This window comes from Streptomyces caelestis, from assembly GCF_001279005.1.
Lineage (GTDB): Bacteria > Actinomycetota > Actinomycetes > Streptomycetales > Streptomycetaceae > Streptomyces > Streptomyces heliomycini.
In genome coordinates, this window is sequence record NZ_LGCN01000217.1 from 31,972 (window position 1) to 53,702 (window position 21,731).

Annotated in this window: 14 protein-coding genes and 1 pseudogene; 6 read left to right on the forward strand and 9 right to left on the reverse strand. The window is 74.0% G+C overall.

Annotated elements, in window-relative coordinates:
* The first annotated feature begins 36 nt into the window (after positions 1–36).
* The 6 genes and pseudogenes from ADK41_RS26135 (at position 37) to ADK41_RS26160 (ending at position 9,257) form a co-directional block, all read left to right on the forward strand.
* On the forward strand, positions 37–2,853 hold the full coding sequence (locus tag ADK41_RS26135; RefSeq protein ID WP_078662152.1) for an SCO5717 family growth-regulating ATPase: 2,817 nt from the start codon (positions 37–39) through the stop codon (positions 2,851–2,853).
* 252 nt (positions 2,854–3,105) lie between these two features.
* Positions 3,106–4,968: an ABC transporter substrate-binding protein gene (locus ADK41_RS26140; protein WP_030834520.1), complete on the forward strand. Its 1,863-nt coding sequence runs from the start codon at positions 3,106–3,108 to the stop codon at positions 4,966–4,968.
* Between the two features lie 17 nt (positions 4,969–4,985).
* On the forward strand, positions 4,986–6,059 hold the full coding sequence (locus tag ADK41_RS26145) for an ABC transporter permease (RefSeq protein WP_030834519.1): 1,074 nt from the start codon (positions 4,986–4,988) through the stop codon (positions 6,057–6,059).
* Complete coding sequence (locus tag ADK41_RS26150; RefSeq protein WP_030834518.1) at positions 6,056–6,970, forward strand: ABC transporter permease; 915 nt, start codon at positions 6,056–6,058, stop codon at positions 6,968–6,970. Before ADK41_RS26145 ends, ADK41_RS26150 begins: the two co-directional genes overlap by 4 nt.
* Positions 6,967–7,953 (forward strand): annotated as a pseudogene (locus tag ADK41_RS26155) (ABC transporter ATP-binding protein); the annotation flags it as partial. The gene ADK41_RS26150 and the pseudogene ADK41_RS26155, both read left to right, overlap by 4 nt.
* A gap of 314 nt (positions 7,954–8,267) precedes the next feature.
* Positions 8,268–9,257, forward strand: a complete 990-nt coding sequence (locus ADK41_RS26160; RefSeq protein WP_030834516.1) for an ABC transporter ATP-binding protein — start codon at positions 8,268–8,270, stop codon at positions 9,255–9,257.
* A 4-nt stretch (positions 9,258–9,261) separates the two neighbouring features.
* Here ADK41_RS26160 and ADK41_RS26165 read toward each other — a convergent pair whose 3' ends face one another.
* From ADK41_RS26165 to rimP, 9 genes are all read right to left on the reverse strand, one after another.
* The gene (locus ADK41_RS26165; RefSeq protein WP_030834514.1) at positions 9,262–10,215 is read right to left on the reverse strand and encodes a bifunctional riboflavin kinase/FAD synthetase; all 954 of its coding nucleotides are present in this window, start codon (positions 10,213–10,215) and stop codon (positions 9,262–9,264) included.
* Positions 10,216–10,356: 141 nt separating this feature from the next.
* A complete protein-coding gene (locus ADK41_RS43460) occupies positions 10,357–14,304 on the reverse strand; it encodes a trypsin-like peptidase domain-containing protein (protein WP_063756615.1) in 3,948 nt (1,315 codons plus the stop codon).
* 245 nt (positions 14,305–14,549) lie between these two features.
* The gene (truB, locus tag ADK41_RS26175; RefSeq protein WP_030834512.1) at positions 14,550–15,455 is read right to left on the reverse strand and encodes a tRNA pseudouridine(55) synthase TruB; all 906 of its coding nucleotides are present in this window, start codon (positions 15,453–15,455) and stop codon (positions 14,550–14,552) included.
* Positions 15,452–15,901, reverse strand: a complete 450-nt coding sequence (gene rbfA, locus ADK41_RS26180; RefSeq protein WP_030834510.1) for a 30S ribosome-binding factor RbfA — start codon at positions 15,899–15,901, stop codon at positions 15,452–15,454. Before rbfA ends, truB begins: the two co-directional genes overlap by 4 nt.
* Positions 15,902–15,950: 49 nt before the next feature.
* Entirely contained in the window at positions 15,951–16,244 is a 294-nt protein-coding gene (locus ADK41_RS26185) for a DUF503 domain-containing protein (protein ID WP_030834508.1), read from the reverse strand.
* Positions 16,245–16,447: 203 nt separating this feature from the next.
* Positions 16,448–19,510 carry a translation initiation factor IF-2 gene (gene infB, locus ADK41_RS26190; RefSeq protein ID WP_030834505.1) on the reverse strand — a complete coding sequence of 1,021 codons (3,063 nt, stop codon included), beginning with the start codon at positions 19,508–19,510 and terminating at the stop codon, positions 16,448–16,450.
* A gap of 184 nt (positions 19,511–19,694) precedes the next feature.
* A complete protein-coding gene (locus ADK41_RS39790) occupies positions 19,695–19,976 on the reverse strand; it encodes a YlxR family protein (RefSeq protein WP_078662151.1) in 282 nt (93 codons plus the stop codon).
* A 102-nt stretch (positions 19,977–20,078) separates the two neighbouring features.
* The gene (nusA, locus tag ADK41_RS26195; RefSeq protein WP_030834503.1) at positions 20,079–21,065 is read right to left on the reverse strand and encodes a transcription termination factor NusA; all 987 of its coding nucleotides are present in this window, start codon (positions 21,063–21,065) and stop codon (positions 20,079–20,081) included.
* Positions 21,066–21,067: 2 nt separating this feature from the next.
* The gene (gene rimP, locus ADK41_RS26200; protein ID WP_030834500.1) at positions 21,068–21,568 is read right to left on the reverse strand and encodes a ribosome maturation factor RimP; all 501 of its coding nucleotides are present in this window, start codon (positions 21,566–21,568) and stop codon (positions 21,068–21,070) included.
* Positions 21,569–21,731: the final 163 nt, after the last annotated feature.

Genomic DNA, 21,731 nt, shown 5'->3' on the forward strand with positions numbered 1-21,731 from the left:
ACGGCACGAGGGTGCTCGACCACACCAGGAGGAACTGTGAGCAGCGATCGGGACGGTACGCGCGGGGGCTGGGCGACACCCGGCGATGACCAGCCCGACGCCGAGTCCGCCATCGAGACGACGGGCGAGTTCACCATCGACTACGCGCCGCCGGCCTGGTACACGCAGAACGCTTCGGGGAGTTCGGATCCGGGGGCGTCGTCCGCCTCGTCGTCCTCCGGTTCCCCGCTTTCCTCCCCTGCTTCGGCTCCTTCCCCCGGCGGGCCCGTTCCGCCGCCGCAGGCGCCCGCGTCAGGGGCGCCCTTCCCTCCGCCCGCGCCCGTGTCCGCACCGGGCGCCCCGTTCACGCCGCCCGCGCCGCCGTCCGGGGAGCCGGTGGCCGTGCCGAGGCTTCCGGCGGGGAGCGGGTTCGAGCCGCAGCGGCCGGAAGCGGAGAAGGAGCCCGGGGAGGCGGGGGCGGCTTCCCCTCCGTCCGTGCCGGACGGCCCGGCCGGAGGCCCCCGGCCCGACAACGGTGATCTGGAGAGCGGTGCGACGATCCGCTTCTCCGCCGCCGCGCTGAAGCGGGAGATCGCGGAGCGCGAGGCTGAGGCGGACTCGGAGGCGGAGGCCGCGGCCGAGTCCGAGGCCGAGGTGCGGTGGGAGCCGTCCGCCGGTGAGGGCGGGACCGACGACGCCGCTGAGAGCGCCGCGGAGACCTCCGACGGCCCGTCGGACGCCGACGGCTCCGAGGAAGCTTCCGGTACGGCCGGCGGGCCCGGAGCCGGCGCGGTCTCCGGCCCCGAGGACATCACGACCGATGACGTGGCCACCGGGGAGGCCGGGTCCCCGGTGAGCGGCGTGGGGGACGACGCCGCGCCGGCGGAGCCGGAGTCCGGGTCCGAGGACACCGGGCCGGTGGCCGACGCGGTGCCGGCCGACGCGGCTCCCGCGGACGACACGCCTCAGGATGCCGTCCCGGCCGCACCCGCCGCACCGCCCGCCTGGACTCCCCCGGTGCCGCCGGCGTACCCCGCCGCCCCGGCACCGGCCGGCCAGTGGCCCGCGCAGCCGCCGCAGGCGCCCGACCGGCCGGCCGTCCCTGCCCAGCAGCCGCCGTTCCAGCCCCAGGCGCCGCAGCCCGCGCCCGCCGCCTGGAACCCGTCGACCGCCCCGCAGCCCGGTTACGGCTTCCCCCAGCCGGGCACCGCCCCGACTCCCCCGGCCCAGCCCGCCGGTCCCCCCGGCGCGGCGGACCCGCAGGCCGGTCACGGTTTCCCGCAGCCCCCCGCACAGCACCCCGGGCCCCCGCCCGCGCCGGCGCCCCACGCCCCCGCGGGCTACGGCTTCCCGCAGCCGGGGGCCGCCCCGGCTCCCCCGGCCCAGCCGGCCGGTTACGGCTTCCCGCCCGCCGGTGCCCCCGGTACAGCGAACCCGCAGGCCGAGGCCGCCCCCGCGCCCGGCCCGCAGGCCGGCTACGGCTTCCCCCAGCCGGGCACCGCCCCGACGTCGGCCCCCCAGCCCGGTACCCCGCCCGTGCCCGGCCCGCAGGCCGGTTACGGCTTCCCTCAGCAGCCGCAGCCGCCCGGTGTGCCTCCGCAGGCACAGCAGCCCGGTGTGCCTCCGCAGCAGCCCGTGGATCCGCGGACCGGGGCCGCCTGGCCGCAGCCCGTCCGGCACGACCAGCGGCAGCCGACCAACCCCGGTGCGGCGCCCCTCGGTTACACCGCTGCCGTGGAGCTGTCCTCGGACCGGCTGCTCAACAGCAGGAAGCAGAAGGCGAAGAGCAGCCGTCCCGCGGCCGGCGGTTCGCGCTTCAAGCTGGGCGGGAAGAAGGAGGAGGCCGAGCGGCAGCGGAAGCTGGAGCTGATCCGTACGCCGGTGCTGTCCTGCTACCGCATCGCCGTCATCAGCCTCAAGGGCGGCGTCGGCAAGACGACCACGACCACCGCCCTCGGGGCCACCCTCGCCACCGAGCGGCAGGACAAGATCCTCGCGATCGACGCCAACCCGGACGCCGGTACGCTCGGCCGCCGTGTGCGGCGTGAGACCGGGGCCACCATCCGCGACCTCGTCCAGGCGATCCCGTACCTCAACTCGTACATGGACATCCGGCGGTTCACCTCTCAGGCGCCGTCCGGTCTGGAGATCATCGCCAACGACGTCGACCCGGCCGTGTCCACGACGTTCAACGACGAGGACTACCGGCGCGCGATCGACGTGCTCGGCAGGCAGTACCCGGTCATCCTGACCGACTCCGGTACGGGTCTGCTCTACAGCGCCATGCGCGGTGTGCTGGACCTCGCCGACCAGTTGATCATCATCTCCACACCGTCCGTGGACGGTGCGAGCAGCGCCAGCACGACGCTGGACTGGCTGTCCGCGCACGGGTACGCGGACCTCGTCTCGCGGTCCCTCACCGTGATCTCCGGGGTGCGCGAGACCGGCAAGATGATCAAGGTCGACGACATCGTGGCGCACTTCCAGACCCGGTGCCGGGGCGTGATCGTCGTACCGTTCGACGAGCACCTGGCCGCCGGTGCGGAGGTCGACCTCGACATGATGCGGCCGAAGGTGCGGGAGGCGTACTTCAACCTCGCGGCGTTGGTCGCCGAGGACTTCGTGCGGCATCAGCAGTCGCACGGTCTGTGGACCTCCGACGGCAACCCGCCGCCGGTCGCCGCCCCGCCGCTGCCGGGCCGGCCCGTCCCGGGTCACCCCTTCCCCGGCCGGCCCGTCCCGGGTCAGGCCGTCCCGGGCCAGCCGGGCCCGTACCCCCAGCAGCCGCAGCCCGGGCAGCCCCCGGCCCAGCCCGGCCACCCGTACCCGCAGGCCCCGGGCCATCCCTACCCCCCTCACCCCGGCCGGCAGTAAGCACCGCAGCCGAGCGGCCCCTTCCGAGGGGCCGCTTTCGCGTGCGGGGCCGGAATCCGCCGTCAGGCCCTGGCCAGCAGCGCGTCACCGGTCTCGACCAATGAGCGCACCGTGCGCGTCAACTCATCGTTTTCGCAGGCCACATGGGGTGTTCGCGCCGTTGACGCCCGCAGTGGTCGCTGATAGACACACTCATCACCCACCTGATCAACCCGTCCTTCCCGTGCGAGCGATGACGCGAGGTCAGCGACCATGGAAACGAACGATCAGTACGGCGGTCACCACCGCACCCCGGGCCGCGCCCGGCTCGTCCTGGCGGCCGGCGCCGCCGCTCTCGTCCTCGGCGCCGGGCTCGCCACCCCGCTCGACCCGGCGCCGCGGCAGGCCCGGGCGGCCGACGACGGCGGCAAGGTGCTGACCGTCGCGGTGGCGCAGAGCGTCGACTCGCTCAGCCCGTTCCTGGCGGTACGGCTGCTCAGCACGAGCATCCACCGGCTCACCTACGAGTACCTGACGAACTACGACCCCGAGGACAACCACGTCGTCCCCGGCCTGGCCACCGCGTGGGAGTCGTCGCCGGACAAGCTGACCTGGACGTACACCATCCGCTCGGACTCGACGTGGTCGGACGGCGAGCGGGCCACCGCCGAGGACGCGGCCTGGACGTTCAACACGATGATGTCCGACCCGGGCGCCGCCACCGCGAACGGCAGCTATGTCGCCAACTTCGAGAAGGTCACCGCGCCGAGCCCCACCAAGCTGGTCATCGAGCTGAAGAAGCCGCAGGCCACGATGACCGCGCTGGACGTGCCGATCGTGCCCGAGCACGTGTGGGAGAAGGTCGACGACTACTCCGAGTTCAACAACGACAAGGACTTCCCCGTCGTCGGCAACGGACCGTTCGTCCTGACCGACTACAAGGCGGACAGCCATGTGCGGCTGAAGGCCAACAAGGACTTCTGGCGCGGGGCGCCCCGGTTCGACGAGCTGGTCTTCCGCTACTACAAGGACCAGGACGCCGCGGTGTCGGCGCTGCGCAAGGGCGAGGTGTCGTTCGTCGCCGGGTCGCCGTCCCTGACACCCGCCCAGGCGGACTCGCTGCAGGGCGAGAAGAACATCCGCGTCAACGACGCCCCGGGGCGCCGCTTCTACGCGCTGGCCACCAACCCGGGCGCCAGGGCGAAGAACGGCGAGAAGATGGGCGACGGTCACCCCTCGCTGCTCGACCGGCGGGTGCGCAACGCGCTGTTCATGGCGGTGGACCGGAAGACCATCATCGACAAGGTGTTCCAGGGGCACGCCGTGGAGGGCGCCGGCTACATCCCGCCGCGTTTCCCGCAGTACTTCTGGGAGCCGTCGGCCGGCCAGGAGCTGGCGTACGACCCGGCGGAGGCGGCCCGGCTGCTCGACGAGGCCGGGTACCGGAAGAACGCCGACGGCAAGCGGGTCGGCGAGGACGGCGTGCCGCTCGACTACCGGGTGCTGTGCCACGCCACCGACCCCAACGACAAGGCGGTCGGCCAGTACCTCGAGGAGTGGTGGGGCGACCTCGGCATCAAGACCACGCTCACCTGCCTGGACAACGTGACCGATCCCTGGCTCGCCGGGGAGTACGACCTCGCCTTCGACGGCTGGTCGGTCAACCCGGACCCCGATTTCGTGCTGTCCATCCACACCTGTGGGGCGCTCCCGGCGACCCCGGAGGAGACCGGCGCGACCGACAACTTCATCTGCGACAGGACGTACGACACGCTGTACGCCCGGCAGCTCGCCGAGTACGACGCCGGCGAACGGGCGGACATCGTCAAGCAGATGGAGTCGCGGCTGTACGACCTCGGCTACATGAACGTCATGGCGTATCCGAACGCGGTCGAGGCGTACCGCACGGACCAGATCGAGTCGATCACCACCATGCCGGCGAAGGCGGGCAACATCTACGGCCAGGACGGCTACTGGAGCTGGTGGTCGGCGGTGCCCGCGGACTCCGGTGACGCGGGCGGCGGTTCGTCGTCGACGGGCGTGGTCGTCGGGATCGTCGCGGGTGTCGTCGTCCTCGTGGGGCTGGGGGCGTTCGCGGCGGTGCGGCGACGGGCCACGGCCGAGGACCGCGAGTAGACGGCGAGCGGACACCCATGACCTCCGACGCGACATCCGCATCCGTCGGCGGGGGCACGGGCGCCACCGACGGTCCGCCGAAGGACGGACCGTCGGCGACCGGCGGCCGTGTCACCACCGCCTATCCCCGGTACGTGGCGGGCAGGGTGGCCGGCGCGGCCGTGTCCCTCCTCGCCGTCCTCGTCACCAGCTTCTTCCTGTTCCGGCTGATCCCCGGCGACCCGGTGAAGTTCATGACCGGCGGCCGGCAGGTGTCGGCCGAGCAACTGGCTGCCTACCGGGAGCAGTTCGGGCTGGACCTGCCGTTGTGGCAGCAGTTCGCCGACTACTGCGGCAAGGCGCTCACCGGTGATCTGGGGACGTCTTACCAGTTCAACGCGCCCGTGGTCGACAAGATCACGGAGGCGTTGCCGAACACGCTGCTGCTCACCGGTACCGCCTTCGTGCTGTACACGGCGCTCGGCATCGCCCTCGGCACCCGGTCGGCGTGGCGGCACGGGCGCCTCGGGGACCGGTTCCACACGGGGCTGGCGCTGGTCCTCTACTCCCTGCCGTCGTTCTGGCTGGGACTGCTGCTGATCGTCACGCTGTCCGTGGGGATCGGCCCGCTGCCCGGGCTGTTCCCGACCGGCGGCATGGAGTCGGGTGGCGAGGAGGGCTTCGCCTACGTCGTCGACGTGGCGCACCATCTCGTGCTGCCGGTGGTGACGCTGGTGGCCGTGGAGTACGGGCAGACCCTGCTGGTGACCCGGTCGGCGCTGCTGGACGAGATGGGCGGCGACTATCTGACCACCGCGCGGGCCAAAGGACTGCGCGACGACCTCGTACGGCGTCGGCACGCGGTGCCCAACGCACTGCTGCCGACCGTGACGCTGATCTTCATCAACCTCGGACGGACGGTGGCCGGTGTGATCCTGGTGGAGACGGTCTTCTCCTGGCCTGGCCTCGGCGGGCTGTTCTACCAGGCGCTGAGCGTGCCCGATCTGCCGTTGGTGCAGGGGCTGTTCTTCGTGTTCGCCGCCGCGGTGATCGTGATGAACACGCTCGCCGACCTGATCTATCCGCTGTTCGACCCCCGGGTGGGCCGATGACGACCGGGAAGTGGCCGGCCGCACGTCCTCGCGCCATGGCGTGGCAGCGACGCCGGGCCTCGGCCGCGCGTTTCTGGCGGCGGTACCGCACGCACCGGGCCGGTGTCCTCGGCCTGGCCACGCTCGCGCTGTTCGTGCTGCTCGCCCTGGCCGCTCCGCTGCTCGTCGGATCCGGCGTGGCCGACGTGACCGACGCGCCGGGCAGCCCGCTGGAGCGACCGAGCGGTGAACTGCCCTTCGGCGCGGACCGGTTCGGGCGGAACCTGCTCGGCCTGGTGATCTGGGGCGCACGGGTGTCACTGCTGGTGGGGCTGTTCGCGGCCGTGCTGTCGGTGGCGATCGGCACGGTGATCGGGGTGACGGCGGGGCACTTCCGGGGCTGGTACGCGACGGTGGTGATGCGGATCACCGACTGGTTCCTGGTGATGCCGACGCTGGTGCTGGCGATCGCGCTGGCCACGGTGATGTCCCGCTCGCTGCTGACCGTCGTCGTGGCGATCGGGGTGACGACGTGGCCGACGACGGCCCGGCTGGTGCGGGCGCAGACGCTGGCGGTGGAGTCCCGGCCGTACATCGAGCGGGCGCGGGCACTGGGCGGCGGGCACTGGCACATCATGTCCCGGCACGTGCTGCCCCATGTGATGCCGCTGGTGCTGGCGCAGACGACGCTGATCATCTCCTCGGCGATCCTGGCGGAGGCGACGCTGGCCTTCCTGGGGCTCGGTGATCCGACGGTGGTGTCGTGGGGCGGGCTGCTCCAGGACGCCCGGGAGGCGGGCGCGGTCAGCGCCGGGCACTGGTGGTACCTGGTGCCGCCGGGCATCGCCATCGCCCTGGTGGCACTGGCGTTCACACTGTGCGGACGGGCCGTGGAGTCCGTCCTCAACCCCAGGCTGGGGGTGTCCCGTTGAGTCTGCTCGACGTCAGGGGATTGACGGTCACGTACGCGGGCGGGACGGCCGCCGTGCGCGGGGTGGACCTACGGCTGGAGGCGGGCCGCAAGCTGGGGATCGCCGGGGAGTCGGGCTGCGGCAAGTCCACCCTGGCGCTGGCACTGCTGCGGCTGCTGCCCGCGGGGACCCGGGTGGGCGGCGAGGTCCTGCTGGACGGCGAGGACGTACTGGCCATGAAGTGGGGCCGGCTCCGGGCGGTCCGGTGGGCCGGGGCGTCCATCGTGTTCCAGGGGGCGATGCACTCCCTCAACCCCGTGCGGCGCGTCGGCGACCAGATCGCCGAGCCGGTCCTGCTGCACCGGAGGGCGACCCCGGCCGGGGCGCGGAAGAGGACCGGGGAGCTGCTGGAGCAGGTCGGTCTTCCGGCCGCCCGTGCGGCGGCCTACCCGCACGAGTTGTCCGGCGGTCAGCGGCAGCGCGTCATGATCGCCATGGCGCTGGCCTGCGATCCGCGGCTGATCATCGCCGACGAGCCGACGACCGCGCTGGATGTGATGGTCCAGGCGCAGATCCTGCGGCTGATCGAGCGGCTGGTCGCGGACCAGGACGTGGGGCTGATCATGATCAGCCATGACCTCGCGGTGCTCGCCGGCACCTGTGACCGGCTCGCGGTGATGTACGCGGGCCGGGTGGTCGAGGAGGGCCCGGCGGGAGACGTGTACGAGGCCGCCCGCCACCCCTACGCCCGGGCGCTGTCGGCCGCGCTCCCGCGCATCGGCGACCCGGCGTCGCGCTTCGCGCCGCGCGGTCTGCCGGGCGACCCGCCGGATCCGGCGGCGCTGCCGTCGGGCTGCACGTTCCGTCCGCGGTGCCCGGTGGCGCTGGACTCCTGCGCCGAGGAGGAGCCGCTCCTGGGAGACGCGGGGGCGGACCGGCGGGTGGCGTGCGTACGGGTCACCGCGGAGAACCCGACGGCCGGCGGACCGGCTCCCCGGCCGGACACGGCGGCCGGCGGCGCGGACCCCCGGCACGGTACCGCGGCCGGCGGAACGGACCCCCCGCCGAACACCGCAACCGAGGAACCGAACCCCCACCAGGCCACAACGACCGACGACTCGGACCCCCGGCACGGCGCGGCGACTGCCGCCCCGGACCCCCGACGCAGTACGACAGCCGGCGAACCGAACCCCCACCGGACCCCAACGACCGACGAACCGAGCCCCCGGCACGGTACGGCGGCCGGCGGAACGGCTCCCCGGCGCGGTACGGCGGCCGGTGGTCCGGGAGCGCCGGAGGAAACGAGGCCCAGCACCCCATGACCACCTCCACCTCCCCCCTCCTCAGCGCCCGGGGCGTGCGCATCGTCTTCCCGGGGCGGCACGGCGCCCCGGACGCCCGGGCCGTGGACGGTGTCCACCTGGACATCCGTCCCGGTGAGATCGTCGCCCTGGTCGGCGAGTCGGGCTGCGGCAAGACGACGCTGGCCCGCGCCCTGCTGGGTCTGGTCGAGCCGACCGCGGGCCGGATCACCTTCGACGGGCGGCCGCTGGAGTACTCCGGCCGCTCCCTGAAGGCGTACCGCAAACGCGTGCAGCTGGTGCTGCAGGACCCCAGCGGCTCGCTCAACCCGCGGCACACGGTCTACGACGCGGTGGCCGAAGGACTGCGCATCCACGGTCACGGCGGTGACGAGCGGGCCGTGGTCGCCGACGCCCTGTCGCGGGCCGGGCTGCGCCCGCCGGAACGCTTCTTCCTGCGCCGTCCGCACGAGCTGTCCGGCGGTCAGCGGCAGCGCGTGGTGATCGCGGGCGCGCTGGTGCTGGAGCCCGAACTCCTCGTCGCCGACGAGCCGGTGGCCTCCCTCGACGCGTCGGTACGCGGGGAGATCCTCGCCCTGCTGCTGCGGCTGCGCGCCGAGCTGGGCCTGTCCGCGCTGGTGGTCACGCATGATCTGGGGCTGGCCTGGAACATCGCCGACCGGGTCGCGGTGATGTACCTGGGCCGGATCGTGGAGACCGGGCCGGTGGAGCAGGTCCTGACGGCGCCCCGGCACCCGTACACCCGGGCCCTGCTGTCGGTCCTCCCCGAGGCGCCGGGCGAGCCGGTGGTCCTCACGGGCGAGCCCCCGGACCCGTCCCGCGTCCCCTCCGGGTGCCGGTTCCACGCCCGCTGCCAGGTCCTGGCGGGCGGCGGGGCGGACCGGGCGGGGGTGGCGGAGGCGTGCCGGGGCCGGGACCCGGAGATCCTCGACGGGGGCGGCGCGACCCAGGTGGCGTGCCACTGGGCGCACGCCGGGAAGGGCTGACGGACTACGGCTTCTCGGCCGCGGCCACGAGGTCCCTGCAGCGCTCGACGTCCTCGGCCATCTGCTCCAGCAGCTCCTCCAGCGTGTCGAACTTCGCCTGCCCGCGCACGAAGGACAGGAAGTCGACGGCGACGTGGAGCCCGTACAGGTCGAGGCCGACGCGGTCGATGGCGTACGCCTCGACCGTGCGCTCGGTGCCGTCGAACTGGGGGTTGGTGCCGACGGAGATCGCGGCCGGCATGGCCTCGCCCCGGGCGTGCAGCCAGCCGGCGTAGACGCCGTCGGCGGGGATCGCGGTGTGCGGGAGGGTCTCGACGTTGGCCGTGGGGAAGCCCAGGTCACGGCCGCGCTGGGCGCCCCGGACGACGACGCCCTCCACCCGGTGCGGGCGGCCCAGGATCTCGGCGGCGCCCTCGACCTCGCCCCCGGCGATCAGGCGGCGGGTGAGCGTGGAGGAGAACGGCTCGCCGCCGCCCGCCTCACCGGTCACGTACAGGTCGACGACCTCGACGTCGAAGTCGTAGACCCCGCCCTGCTCGACGAGGAACTCCACGGTGCCCGCGGCCTTGTGGCCGAAGCGGAAGTTGGGGCCCTCGACGACCGCCTTGGCGTGCAGCTTGTCGACCAGGACCTTGACGACGAATTCGGCGGCGGACAGCTTCGAGAACTCGGTGGTGAAGGGCAGGACGAGGACCGCGTCGACGCCGAGGTCGGCCATGAGCTCGGCGCGCCGGTGGTGCGGGGCGAGCAGCGGGGGGTGGCTGCCGGGGCGGACGACCTCGCTGGGGTGCGGGTCGAAGGTGACGACGACGGCGGGGACGCCGAGGTCCCGGGCCCGGTCCACGGCATGCCGGATGATCAGCTGGTGTCCGCGGTGGACACCGTCGTAGGAGCCGATGGTGACGACGCTGCGCCCCCAGTCCTGGGGGATGTCCTCCAAGCCACGCCAGCGCTGCACTGTGCCTGCTCCTTGTCGAAACCTCGTCGAACGAACCCGCGTCCACGGACTTCTCCGCGCAGCTCTAAGGGTGCCATGCCGTATGGCGGGGACCCGCATCGGCATGGGACCTGTGTGACGGGGCGCACGTGCCGGCCGGGGTCAGGCGGGGGCGCCCGCCCCGGCCGGGTCCTCGATCGCCCGACGGGTGGCGGGCCCGACCAGCGCGGCCCACTCGCGCGGGGCGTCCGTCAGCCAGCCGGCCAGGGCGGCGGCGAAGCCCGGCACCTGACGGGCCAGGTCGGCCAGGCAGCGGTCGAAGCGGGTGGCGCCCTCCGGGGTGCGGACGAGGAGCAGCCCGGTGCGGTGGACGAGGACGCGCGGCTCGGGGCCGGTGTTCCGGGCCGCGGCGCGCAGCACCGCCTCCAGGACGGCGGCGTCGGACTCGCGGGCGAGCAGGGTGTCCAGCAGTTCGCGGCGCAGCGGGCGGGAGTCCGGTGTCCCGGGGCCGGCCAGGACACCGGCGAGGGACACCCGGAGCGGCTGCGGGCCGCCGTCGAGCAGGCCGGTGAGCAGGGTCCTCAGTACGGCACGGGCGGCCGGGCCCCGCTCCAGCCGCCCCTCGGCGTACGCGGCCACGTGTCCCGTGAGCTCCGGTCGCCGCGCCACCGTCTCCCGCACGAGTGCGGCGACCGGGCGGGCCAGGGCGGGCGGGGCGGCGTCGGCGAGGGCGCGGAACGTCTCGCCCGCGTCGGCTCCGCCGAGCCTGGTCCGGAAGGCGTCGAGGACGGGCTCCGGGTGGGTGTCGAGGGCGGGGGTGAGCGCGCTCGGCGGGAGGCGGGGGTCGCCGGCCCCGAAGCGCTCCAGGGCCCGCGGGAGGTGGCGGTCCCTGCTGTTCGGGTCGCGGACCAGGAGGGCGAGGGCGCCGCCGTGCAGATCGCGGTCGTCGGTGCGGACGAGGACGGCGAGCGCCGCGTACCGCAGCAGGGTGCGGTCGGTGTCGTCGCGTGCGTACGGCGCGACCCGCAGTCCGTGGGCGACGGCCGTGGCCCGGCGGGCGGGCCGTTCGTCCTTCGCCCACCGGTCGACGGCCCTGCACATCGCGGCGGGCTCCTCCTCCGTCAGCACCGTGAGCAGTTGGTCGGCCCGCCGGTGCCCGCTGTCGGCGAGCGCCTCCGTCAGCGCGTCCGGGGCCGCGTGCCGGTGGGTGTACAGCAGCGCCTGCGCGGCGGTCGCCACGGTGGCGTGCGGGGTGGCGGACAGCGTCCGTTCGTCCTCGAACCAGCGGACGAGGTACGGCGGTACGGCGACGGGGTCGGCGGCGAGCAGCCGGGCGGCGGCGTCGAGGAAGCGGGGCCCGTTCTCGCACGGGGGGCCGTCGGCGTGGACGAGCCGGCGCAGCAGCGCGCAGCGCGTCTCCAGCGGCAGCCGGAGAGCGGTCCAGAAGGCGGGCCCCAGCTCGGTCGGCACGTCCCGCCGCTGCTCCCGCCAGGCCACGAGACGGTCGGCCAGCAGCCGCAGCACGTCCGTGTACGGCGTCGCGTCGGCCACGCGCGCGAGGGTTTCGCCGAGCAGGCGGGCGGCCCACCAGGAACCCGGGCCGGCGTCGAGGGCGTGCACCAGATCCGTGAGCCGTGAGGAGAGCCCTCGGTTTCCGTGCCGCCGCGCGAGGAAGAGCAGGGCCTCGACGACGACGCCGAGGCGGTGGTGCGGGACGGGGGTGACGGCCGGAGGGGCGGCTTCGGCGTCGGGGGCGGTCCGGCGGCCGGCCGGTGGGAGACGGAGGCCGGCCGTGGACCGCGCCCGTGTGTCGGGACCGGCGGCGGGCGGCGCCGGACGTCCGACGGCCGCGTCGGCCCCACCGCCCCCGGCGGCGGGGCCCGGGTGGGCGCCGGCCGCCGCGCCGTCGAGGCCGGCGGGGCCCGTCGGGAGGAGGCCGTCGTCGGCGGGCCGGTAGTCGGTGTCGGCGACGGCCCAGGGGTCGGGGCCGGCGACGGTCCAGGGGTCGAAGGCGACAGCGGGCAGAGCACGCCGTCCGGCCGCCGGACCGGCCCGGCCGCCGGACGGCGGGAGGGGGCCCTGGGCGGCGTCCCGGTCGCCGGAAGCAGCCCGCACGGCGCGCGGCCCGCCGGTCCCGCGACCGGGCACCCGGAGAAGGCCCTCCACCGCGCCCCCGCCGTCGGGAGCGACGGGCCGGGCCCGGCCGCCGGACAGCGGGGACCCGCTCCCGCCCGGCTCGGCGGCGGGCCACGGAGCGCGGCCGCCGTGGGCGCCCGGGGTGGCGGGGGCGGTGTGGACCAGGGCGCGCAGGGCGCCGTCCACGTCGAGGTGGGCGCCGTGGAGCCAGTCGGCCAGCTCCTCGTCCGCGAACCGGTAGCCGCTCGTCCCGGCCGGGACGAGGAGCCCCTCGGCGAGCACGGCCGCGGCCCAGCCGGTGCCGCCGCCGAGCCGGTCGGGGGCGGTTCCCCGGGGGAACGCCGCCTCGAACGCCCCCCGGTCCAGCTCGCCCGTGCCGAGGCTGCGCCGGGCGGCCTCGTGCACCTGTCCGGCGACCTTCGCGGCGAGCCGGCGTACGGCGGTGCCGCGGATCCCGTTCCCGTCGGCGAGGCGGACGGCGATCCGCAGGCACATCAGGTCCAGGTGGGCCGAGAAGACGTCGTCGCGGTCGACGGGGGTGTCGGGGGCGGTGTCGGCGAGGGCGGCCCGGACGTCCGCGAGCATCCGCAGGGTCAGGGGGTGGCGGGCGTCGGCGTCGGCGACCGCGCCCTCGGGGATGCCGTGGCGGGCGCGCGCCTCGCGGGCCTCCTCGGCGGTGAGGTCGCCGAGCGCCACACAGGCGGGGAGCCCGTCGGGGCGGGGCGCGCCGGCGTGCAGCAGCTCTTCCGGGAATCCCGCCTCCTCCCAGTGCTCCGCCCGGCACGCCACCACCAGCCGGGCGCCCGTCGCCCGCAGCCACCGCACGGTCCCGGCGGTCCACCCGGCCTGGTGGGAGAGCGCCGCCTCCTCGGGGCCGTCGAGGAGGAGCAGCAGGGGGTGGCCGGCAGTGCGGGCGAGTCCGGCCAGGTGCTCCGGACTCACGTCGCCGAGGGCGTCCGGGCCGGCCGGGAACGGGGCGCGGGAGGCGGCGACGAGAACGGCGGCCCGGTCCAGTGCCCGGCGGGCGGCGTCGGCGACCGAGCCGTCGCCCTCCCTCACATCGGCGCCGCGCAGCCGGAGCGTGGGCCGGGCCGCGCGGTGCCGGCGGGCGGCGAGCGCCTCGAGTTGCGTCGTACGGCCGCTGCCGGGCGGTCCGACCAGGCCCAGCACGGCGGCCCCGCCCCGCTCGAACGCGGCGAACTCCGCGAGCACGGCGGGCCGGTCGACGGGTTCCACGGCACCGGTCGGCCCGTCCCGTCCGACCGGGACGGCCGTGAGCCGCACCACCCCGGCGAGGTTGAGATCGGCTCCGTGGGCCGGGACCGTCGCCGCGTTCTCGGCGAGCAGCTCGGCGAGCGGGCCCTCGGTACGGGCCGCGGGCGGCAGCGGTACGGCGAAGCCCTCGTCGCGGTCGTCCGAGCGGAGCGCGGTGCCGAGGACGCCGAGCACGGCGTTGGTGGTGGCGTCGAGCACCGGGCCGCCGGCGGCTCCGCCGCCGAGCCGCAGCGCGTCCCGGCCCGCGGTGCCGACCGCCAGCTCCAGGGCGCCGCCGAGGGGGTACGTGCGGTCGGTGGCGGTGTAGGTCACGGGGCGCGTGCCCAGCACGCGCGCCTCGCGCCAGCCTCCGGCGGCGATCCGCACGTAGGCGCCGGGCCGGACGGCGCGCCGCGCGGTGACCGGCAGCGGTGCGACGCCGAGCCCCTGACTGCGGACCAGGGCCAGGCCGAGCGCGGGCAGCGGGGTCACCGCGTCCGCGGTCACCACGCACTGGCGGCCGGCCGCCGCGTGCAGCACGAGCCGGGGCAGACCGTCGACCGCCTCGTGGCTGGTGAGCACCGTGCCGTGGTGGTCGGCCACGAAGCCGGTTCCGCGCGGCCGGCCGGCGAGGTCGTGCAGACGGACCAGGACGTCGTACGGGCCCGGAGTCCCGTCCGGCGTGTCCCGTTCGTGACGGGGTTCGTAGGGGGACGGCATCGTCGAAGCCTCCCGTCGCGCATCCGTGCCCTCGGCTGCGACAGTAGGGCCGGAATGATCAGCGGGACGGACCGTCCGGTGAACGCGCCCCCTTCCGCTCCCCCGGTTCACTCCGAGCGCCCGCACGTACGGGTGAACAGGCGGGGGTGGATGGACAACCCTGGGGGTGGGGGAACCGGGGGGCCGTGGAGCGGCGTCACGTCCATCACCGTGACGCCGCTCCACGGGCGGCCCCGCGGCGGCGGTCAGCCGAAGACGGCCAGGCTCTTGGCCTTGCCCCGCTGCTCCTCGACGAGCGCCAGGAACCGGCTCTCGGGACCGAACACGGCCACGGCTCCGGAGCCGGCGTACTCCTCGGGCATCTCAAGGCGTACCCCGTTGGTGAGCAGCCTGGCCCGCCGGCCGTCGACGTCCCAGCGCGGGAACGCGGCCGTGGCGGCCTCGGCGATCGGCATCACCGTCAGCTCCTGCTGGAGCTGGTCCAGCGTCTTCGCGGAGTCCAGCTTGTACGGGCCGACACGGGTCCGGCGCAGCGCGGTGAGGTGCCCACCGACGCCCAGGCCGGCGCCCAGGTCGCGGGCGAGGGCCCGGATGTAGGTGCCGGAGGAGCAGACCACCGACACCACCAGGTCCAGCACCGGGGTGCCGTCCTCGGCGACCGCCTCCCGGACGTCGTACACGGAGAACGAGGAGACGGTGACCGGCCGGGCGGGGATGTCGAACTCCTCGCCCTCCCGGGCCCGCTTGTAGGAGCGCACCCCGTTGATCTTGATGGCGCTGACCTTGGACGGCACCTGCATGATGTCGCCGCTCAGCGCGGCGACACCGGCGTCGACGGCCTCGCGGGTGACCGCGGAGGCGTCGGTGGAGGAGGTGATCTCCCCCTCGGCGTCGTCGGTGAGCGTGTTCTGCCCGAGCCGGATGGTGCCCAGGTACTCCTTCTCGGTCAGCGCGAGGTGGCCGAGGAGCTTGGTCGCCCTCTCGACGCCGAGGACGAGGACGCCCGTCGCCATCGGGTCGAGGGTGCCGGCGTGGCCGACGCGCCGGGTGCGCGCGATGCCGCGCATCTTGGCGACCACGTCGTGCGAAGTGAAGCCCGACGGCTTGTCGACGATGACAAGGCCGTCGGGCGTGGTGTGCTTCTGGGTCATTCGGCGGTGTCGTCCGTCTCGTCGTCTTCCGGCTTGCGGTACGGGTCGGCGTCACCGGCGTACGTGGCGCCCGCGGACGCCTCGCGCACCTTCGCGTCGGACTGGCGCGCCTTGTCGAGGAGGTCCTCGATGGTGCGTGCCGTGTCCGGGAGCGCGTCCATGACGAAGGCCAGGGTCGGGGTGAACTTCACGCCCGCCGCCCGGCCCACCTCGGAGCGCAGGATGCCCTTGGCGCTCTCCAGGCCCGCCGCGGCGGCCTTGCGCTCCTCGTCGTCCCCGTACACCGTGTAGAAGACGGTCGCCTCCCTGAGGTCACCCGTGACCCGGGTGTCCGTGATGGTGACGTGCGAACCGAGCCGCGGGTCCTTGATCCCGCGCTGCAGCTTCTGGGCCACCACCTCTCGGATGAGGTCCGCCAGCCTTTTCGCCCGCGCGTTGTCGGCCACTGGTCCGTCTCCCGTTCTTTCCTGTCTGCGTATCTCTGGGCTGTGGTCGTCAGTCGTCTTCACCGTGGAAGCGCCGCCTGACGGACAGCAGTTCCACCTCCGGGCGCCCGGCGACCAGCCGCTCGCAGCGGTCCAGCACGTCGGTCAGGTGCGCCGCGTCGCCGGACACCATGGCCAGGCCGACGATCGCCCTGCGATGGAGGTCCATGTGATCCACCTCGGCCGCGCTCACCGCGTACCTGCGCTGGAGCTCGGCGACGATCGGGCGGACGACGGAGCGCTTCTCCTTCAGCGAGTGCACGTCGCCGAGGAGGAGGTCGAAGGACAGTGTCCCCACATACATGTGTGCAACCGGTTCACCCGCCGGCACGGGATCGGTGGCCCCGCCATCCGTAGTGGGCAGGGACACCAGAACCGTACAACGAAGGGGGTGCGGCGATCGACGGATATTGCGCCCGGCCGGCCGCGCCGCCGGGCGTTTCCGCACACACGCGCCGGCCGGCGGGACCCGGGTGGGTCCCGCCGGCCGGCACGCACCGTGGGGTGTTACACCCGCGGCTTCTCGCGCATCTCGTACGTCGCGATGACGTCGTCGACCTTGATGTCGTTGAAGTTTCCGAGGTTGATACCGCCCTCGTAGCCTTCACGGATCTCGGTGACGTCGTCCTTGAAGCGACGCAGACCCTCGATGTTGAGGTTCTCCGCGATGACCTTGCCATCGCGCAGCAGGCGCGCCTTGGTGTTGCGCCTGACCTCGCCGGAGCGGATGAGCACACCCGCGATGTTGCCCAGCTTGGACGAGCGGAAGACCTCGCGGATCTCCGCCGTGCCGAGCTCGACCTCTTCGTACTCCGGCTTGAGCATGCCCTTGAGGGCCGCCTCGATCTCCTCGATCGCCTGGTAGATGACCGAGTAGTAACGGACGTCCACACCCTCGCGCTCGGCCATCTGCGCGGCACGCCCGGCGGCGCGCACGTTGAAGCCGATCACGATGGCGTCGGAGCCCATCGCCAGGTCGATGTCGGACTCCGTGACCGCACCGACGCCGCGGTGCAGGACGCGGATGTCGACCTCTTCGCCGACGTCCAGCTGGAGCAGCGAGGACTCGAGGGCCTCGACCGAACCGGAGGCGTCACCCTTGATGATCAGGTTCAGCTGCTGGACCTCGCCGGCCTTGAGCACCTTGTCCAGGTCCTCCAGCGACACGCGGCGCGTGCGCTTGGCGAACGCGGCGTTGCGCTCACGGGCGGCGCGCTTCTCGGCGATCTGACGGGCCGTACGGTCCTCGTCCACGACGATGAAGTTGTCGCCCGCACCCGGGACGTTGGTCAGACCCAGGACCTGGACCGGCGTCGACGGGCCCGCCTCGGCGACGTTGTTGCCGTTGTCGTCGAGCATGGCGCGCACGCGGCCGTAGGCGTCGCCCACCACCATCGTGTCGCCGACCCGCAGCGTGCCTCGCTGGACGAGGACGGTCGCCACGGCGCCGCGGCCGCGGTCGAGCCGGGACTCGATCGAGATGCCCTGCGCGTCCTGCGTGGGGTTGGCCCGCAGGTCGAGCGAGGCGTCCGCGGTGAGGATGACGGCCTCGAGGAGGCTGTCGATGTGCAGACCCTGCTTGGCGGAGATGTCGACGAACATGGTGTCGCCGCCGTACTCCTCGGCCACCAGGCCGTACTCGGTCAGCTGACCGCGCACCTTGGTCGGGTCGGCGCCCTCGACGTCGATCTTGTTGACCGCGACGACGATCGGCACGTCGGCCGCCTTGGCGTGGTTGAGCGCCTCGACCGTCTGCGGCATGACGCCGTCGTTGGCCGCGACGACCAGGATCGCGATGTCGGTCGAGCGCGCACCACGGGCACGCATGGCGGTGAACGCCTCGTGACCCGGGGTGTCGATGAAGGTGATCTTGCGCTCTTCTTCGTTGACCTCGGTCGCGACCTGGTAGGCACCGATGTGCTGGGTGATGCCGCCGGCCTCGCCCGCGATGACGTTCGTCTTGCGGATGGCGTCGAGCAGTCGGGTCTTGCCGTGGTCGACGTGACCCATGACGGTGACGACCGGCGGGCGGACCACCAGGTCCTCCTCGTCGCCCTCGTCCTCGCCGAACTCCAGGTCGAAGGACTCGAGCAGCTCGCGGTCCTCCTCCTCCGGGCTGACGATCTGAACCGTGTAGTTCATCTCGCCGGCGAGGAGCTGGAGCGTCTCGTCGGAGACGGACTGGGTCGCGGTGACCATCTCGCCGAGGTTCATCATGACCGCGACGAGCGACGCCGGGTTGGCGTTGATCTTCTCCGCGAAGTCGGTGAGCGACGCACCGCGCGACAGGCGAATGGTCTCGCCGTTGCCGCGAGGCAGCATCACGCCGCCGACCGACGGGGCCTGCATGGCCTCGTACTCCTGGCGCCTCTGCCGCTTCGACTTGCGGCCACGACGCGCGGGACCGCCGGGACGGCCGAAGGCGCCCTGCGTGCCACCACGGCCACCGGGACCGCCGGGACGGCCGCCGAAGCCGGGACGGCCACCGCCGCCGCCGAAGCCGCCGCCACCGCCGGGACGACCGGCGAAACCGCCGCCGCCACCGGGACGACCGGCACCGCCGCCGCCACCGGGACGGCCGGCGAAGCCGCCGCCGCCGGGACGACCGGCGCCGCCCGGACGACCCGCACCGCCCGGACCACGGCCACCGGGGCCGCCGCCGGGACGCGGGCCGGCAGCGGGACGCTGCGGCATCATGCCGGGGTTCGGACGCGGACCGCCGGGGCCGCCGCCGGGACGGGGACCGCCCTGCGGACGCGGCATCGAGCCCGGGGTCGGGCGCTGCCCGCCCGGAGCCTGCGGACGCGGACCGCCGCCCTGGCCGCCGGGGGCCTGCGGACGGGGACCGGCGCCGCCGGGACCACCCGGACCGGGACGCGCGCCGCCCTGCGGGCGCGGAGCCTGCGGACGGGCCATGCCGGTGGAGCCACCGGAGGTGAAGGGGTTGTTACCGGGACGCGGACCGGCCGGGCGACCGCCCGGGCGCGGTGCGCCGCCACCGGGGCGCTGACCCTGACCGGCCGGACGGCCCTGACCGCCCTGGCCGCCCTGACCCTGACCCTGACCGGCGGGACGACCGCCGGGCTTGGGGGCGCCGGGACGCGCGCCGCCGGGCTTCGGGCCTGCCGGAGCCGGGGCCGCCGCGGGCGGGGCCTGGAACTCCGGGGCCGCCGGAGCCGGACGCGGCGCGGGGCGCGGGCCCGGCGTCGGACGCGAACCGGAGGCCGCCGGCGCGGGCGCCGACGGAGCGGACGGAGCCGCCGGCGGCTGGGCCGCGGCGGGCTTGGGTGCGGCCGGCGGCTTCGGGGCGGCCGGACCCGGACGGGCCGCCTGCGCCGGGGACGGCGCGGCGGGCCTGGGGGCCGCCTTGCGGGGCGCGCCGGGCTTCGCGGCGGACCTGCCGTTGCCCCCGCCCTGCTGGAAGGCGTCGGTCAGCTTGCGTACTACGGGCGCTTCGATGGTCGAAGACGCCGAACGGACGAATTCACCGAGTTCCTGGAGCTTGGCCATGACGACCTTGCTCTCCACGCCGAACTCCTTGGCGAGTTCGTAGACCCGGACCTTAGCCACTTCGCTCCTCTGAGGTCCGGGTTGCGTCCGGACCGTCGCTAGTTCATGGGCGTACTCATCGCGTACTCATCGAGTGCTCATCGCAATCTCGACCTGCTTTCGACTCGCGAGGTACCAGACCGCACGGGGCTTCCGTGCGGCATGTTCTTACGTGTTGCCTGGCCAGCCGGCGTGAAGCCGCTGCTCAGCAACCTTGTGCCTGCTCGACGTAGTGGCGCAACGCCTTTACGTCGAGCGGTCCCGGGACGCGGAACGCCCGTGGGAACGCCCTGCGGCGCACCGCCTGGTCGAGACAGACCGGGACGGGATGCGTATACGCACCCCGGCCGGGCAGCGTACCGCGAGGATCGGGGACGCACGCATCCTCGATCACCACGATCCGCAGCAGCTCGCTCTTGACCGCTCGCTCCCGGCACCCCACGCAGGTGCGCTCGGGGCATACGCCAGCACGTGTCCGGCCAGACACTCCTCAGTCTACCTCCCCGCGCCGACCTCACCCCTGTGGGGCGAGAATCGAACACTTGCCGCGCGCAAAGCTGTCGTGATCTCAGCGACCTACGGCCGGGATCTATTCCCCGGCCTGTTCCGTGTCCGGCCGGATGTCGATCCGCCAGCCGGTCAGACGGGCGGCGAGGCGGGCGTTCTGCCCCTCCTTGCCGATCGCCAGGGAGAGCTGGTAGTCCGGCACGGTGACCCGGGCGGACCGGGCGGCCATGTCGACGATGTCCACCTTGGAGACCCGGGCCGGCGACAGCGCGTTCGCCACCATCTCGGCCGGGTCGTCGGACCAGTCGACGATGTCGATCTTCTCACCGTTCAGCTCGCCCATGACGTTGCGCACCCGGCCGCCCATGGGGCCGATGCAGGCGCCCTTGGCGTTCAGACCCGAACGGGTGGAGCGTACGGCGATCTTGGTGCGGTGGCCGGCCTCGCGGGCGATCGCGGAGATCTCGACGGACCCGTCGGCGATCTCCGGCACCTCCAGGGCGAAGAGCTTCTTCACCAGGTTGGGGTGGGTGCGCGACAGGGTGACGGACGGGCCGCGCACGCCCTTGGCCACCCGGACGACGTAGCTGCGCAGCCGCATGCCGTGCGGATAGGTCTCGCCGGGCACCTGCTCCTGCACCGGCAGGATGGCCTCCAGCTTGCCGATGTCGACCAGCACGTTCTTCGGGTCGCGGCCCTGCTGGACCACTCCGGTGACGATGTCGCCCTCGCGGCCGGCGTACTCGCCGAGCGTCGCGTCGTCCTCGGCGTCGCGCAGGCGCTGCAGGATGACCTGCTTGGCCGTGGTGGCGGCGATGCGGCCGAAGCCCGACGGGGTGTCGTCGAACGCGCGGGCCTCCTGGCCCTCCTCGAGGTCCTCGGGGTCCTCCTTCGCCCACACGGTCACATGTCCGGTCTCCCGGTTGAGCTCCACGCGCGCGTGCCGGCGGCTTCCCTCGGTGCGGTGATAGGCGATGAGGAGGGCCGATTCGATCGCTTCGACCAGCAGGTCGAGGGAGATCTCCTTCTCCCTGACCAAGAGCCGAAGTGCACTCATGTCGATGTCCACGATTACGCCTCCTCTTCCTTCTCGTTGTCCTTGCGGTTGAATTCGACCTGCACGCGCGCCCTGGTGATGTCGTCGAAGGCGAGCCGGCGCGCGGTGGCCCTGCGGCCCTTCACCCCGGGCACCTCGAGGTCGAGACCGTCCTCGTCCGCCTCGACGATCCTGGCGACCAGTTCGCCGCCCTCGGCCAGCTGGAACCGGACCAGGCGGCCGGTGGCGCGCACGTAGTGCCGGTGCTCGGTGAGGGGGCGCTCCGCACCCGGGGTTCCGACCTCGAGGGTGTACTCCCCGCCGCCCATCGCGTCCGTCTCGTCGAGCTTCGCCGAGAGCGCGCGGCTCACATCGGCGATCCGGTCGAGGTCCGCTCCGGTGTCGGAGTCGACGACGACGCGCAGCACACGCTTGCGGCCGACCGCGTCCACGGCGATCTCTTCGAGGTCCAGGCCCTGGGAGCTGACGAGCGGCTCCAGAAGTTCTCGAAGCCTCTCGCTCTGGGTCGTGCTCATCCGGGTGACTCCTCGGCCGCGTGTGCTGTTGTGGGACGGTGCGCGTGTCTGGATCAAAGGGTATCCGGTCGCGGAGGGTGTTGCCGTCCACCCGGTCACGGAGGGTGCCGCTGAGCGCCCCCGCGCGGGCGCACGGGTACGGTGATCACGGGCCCCGGCCCCT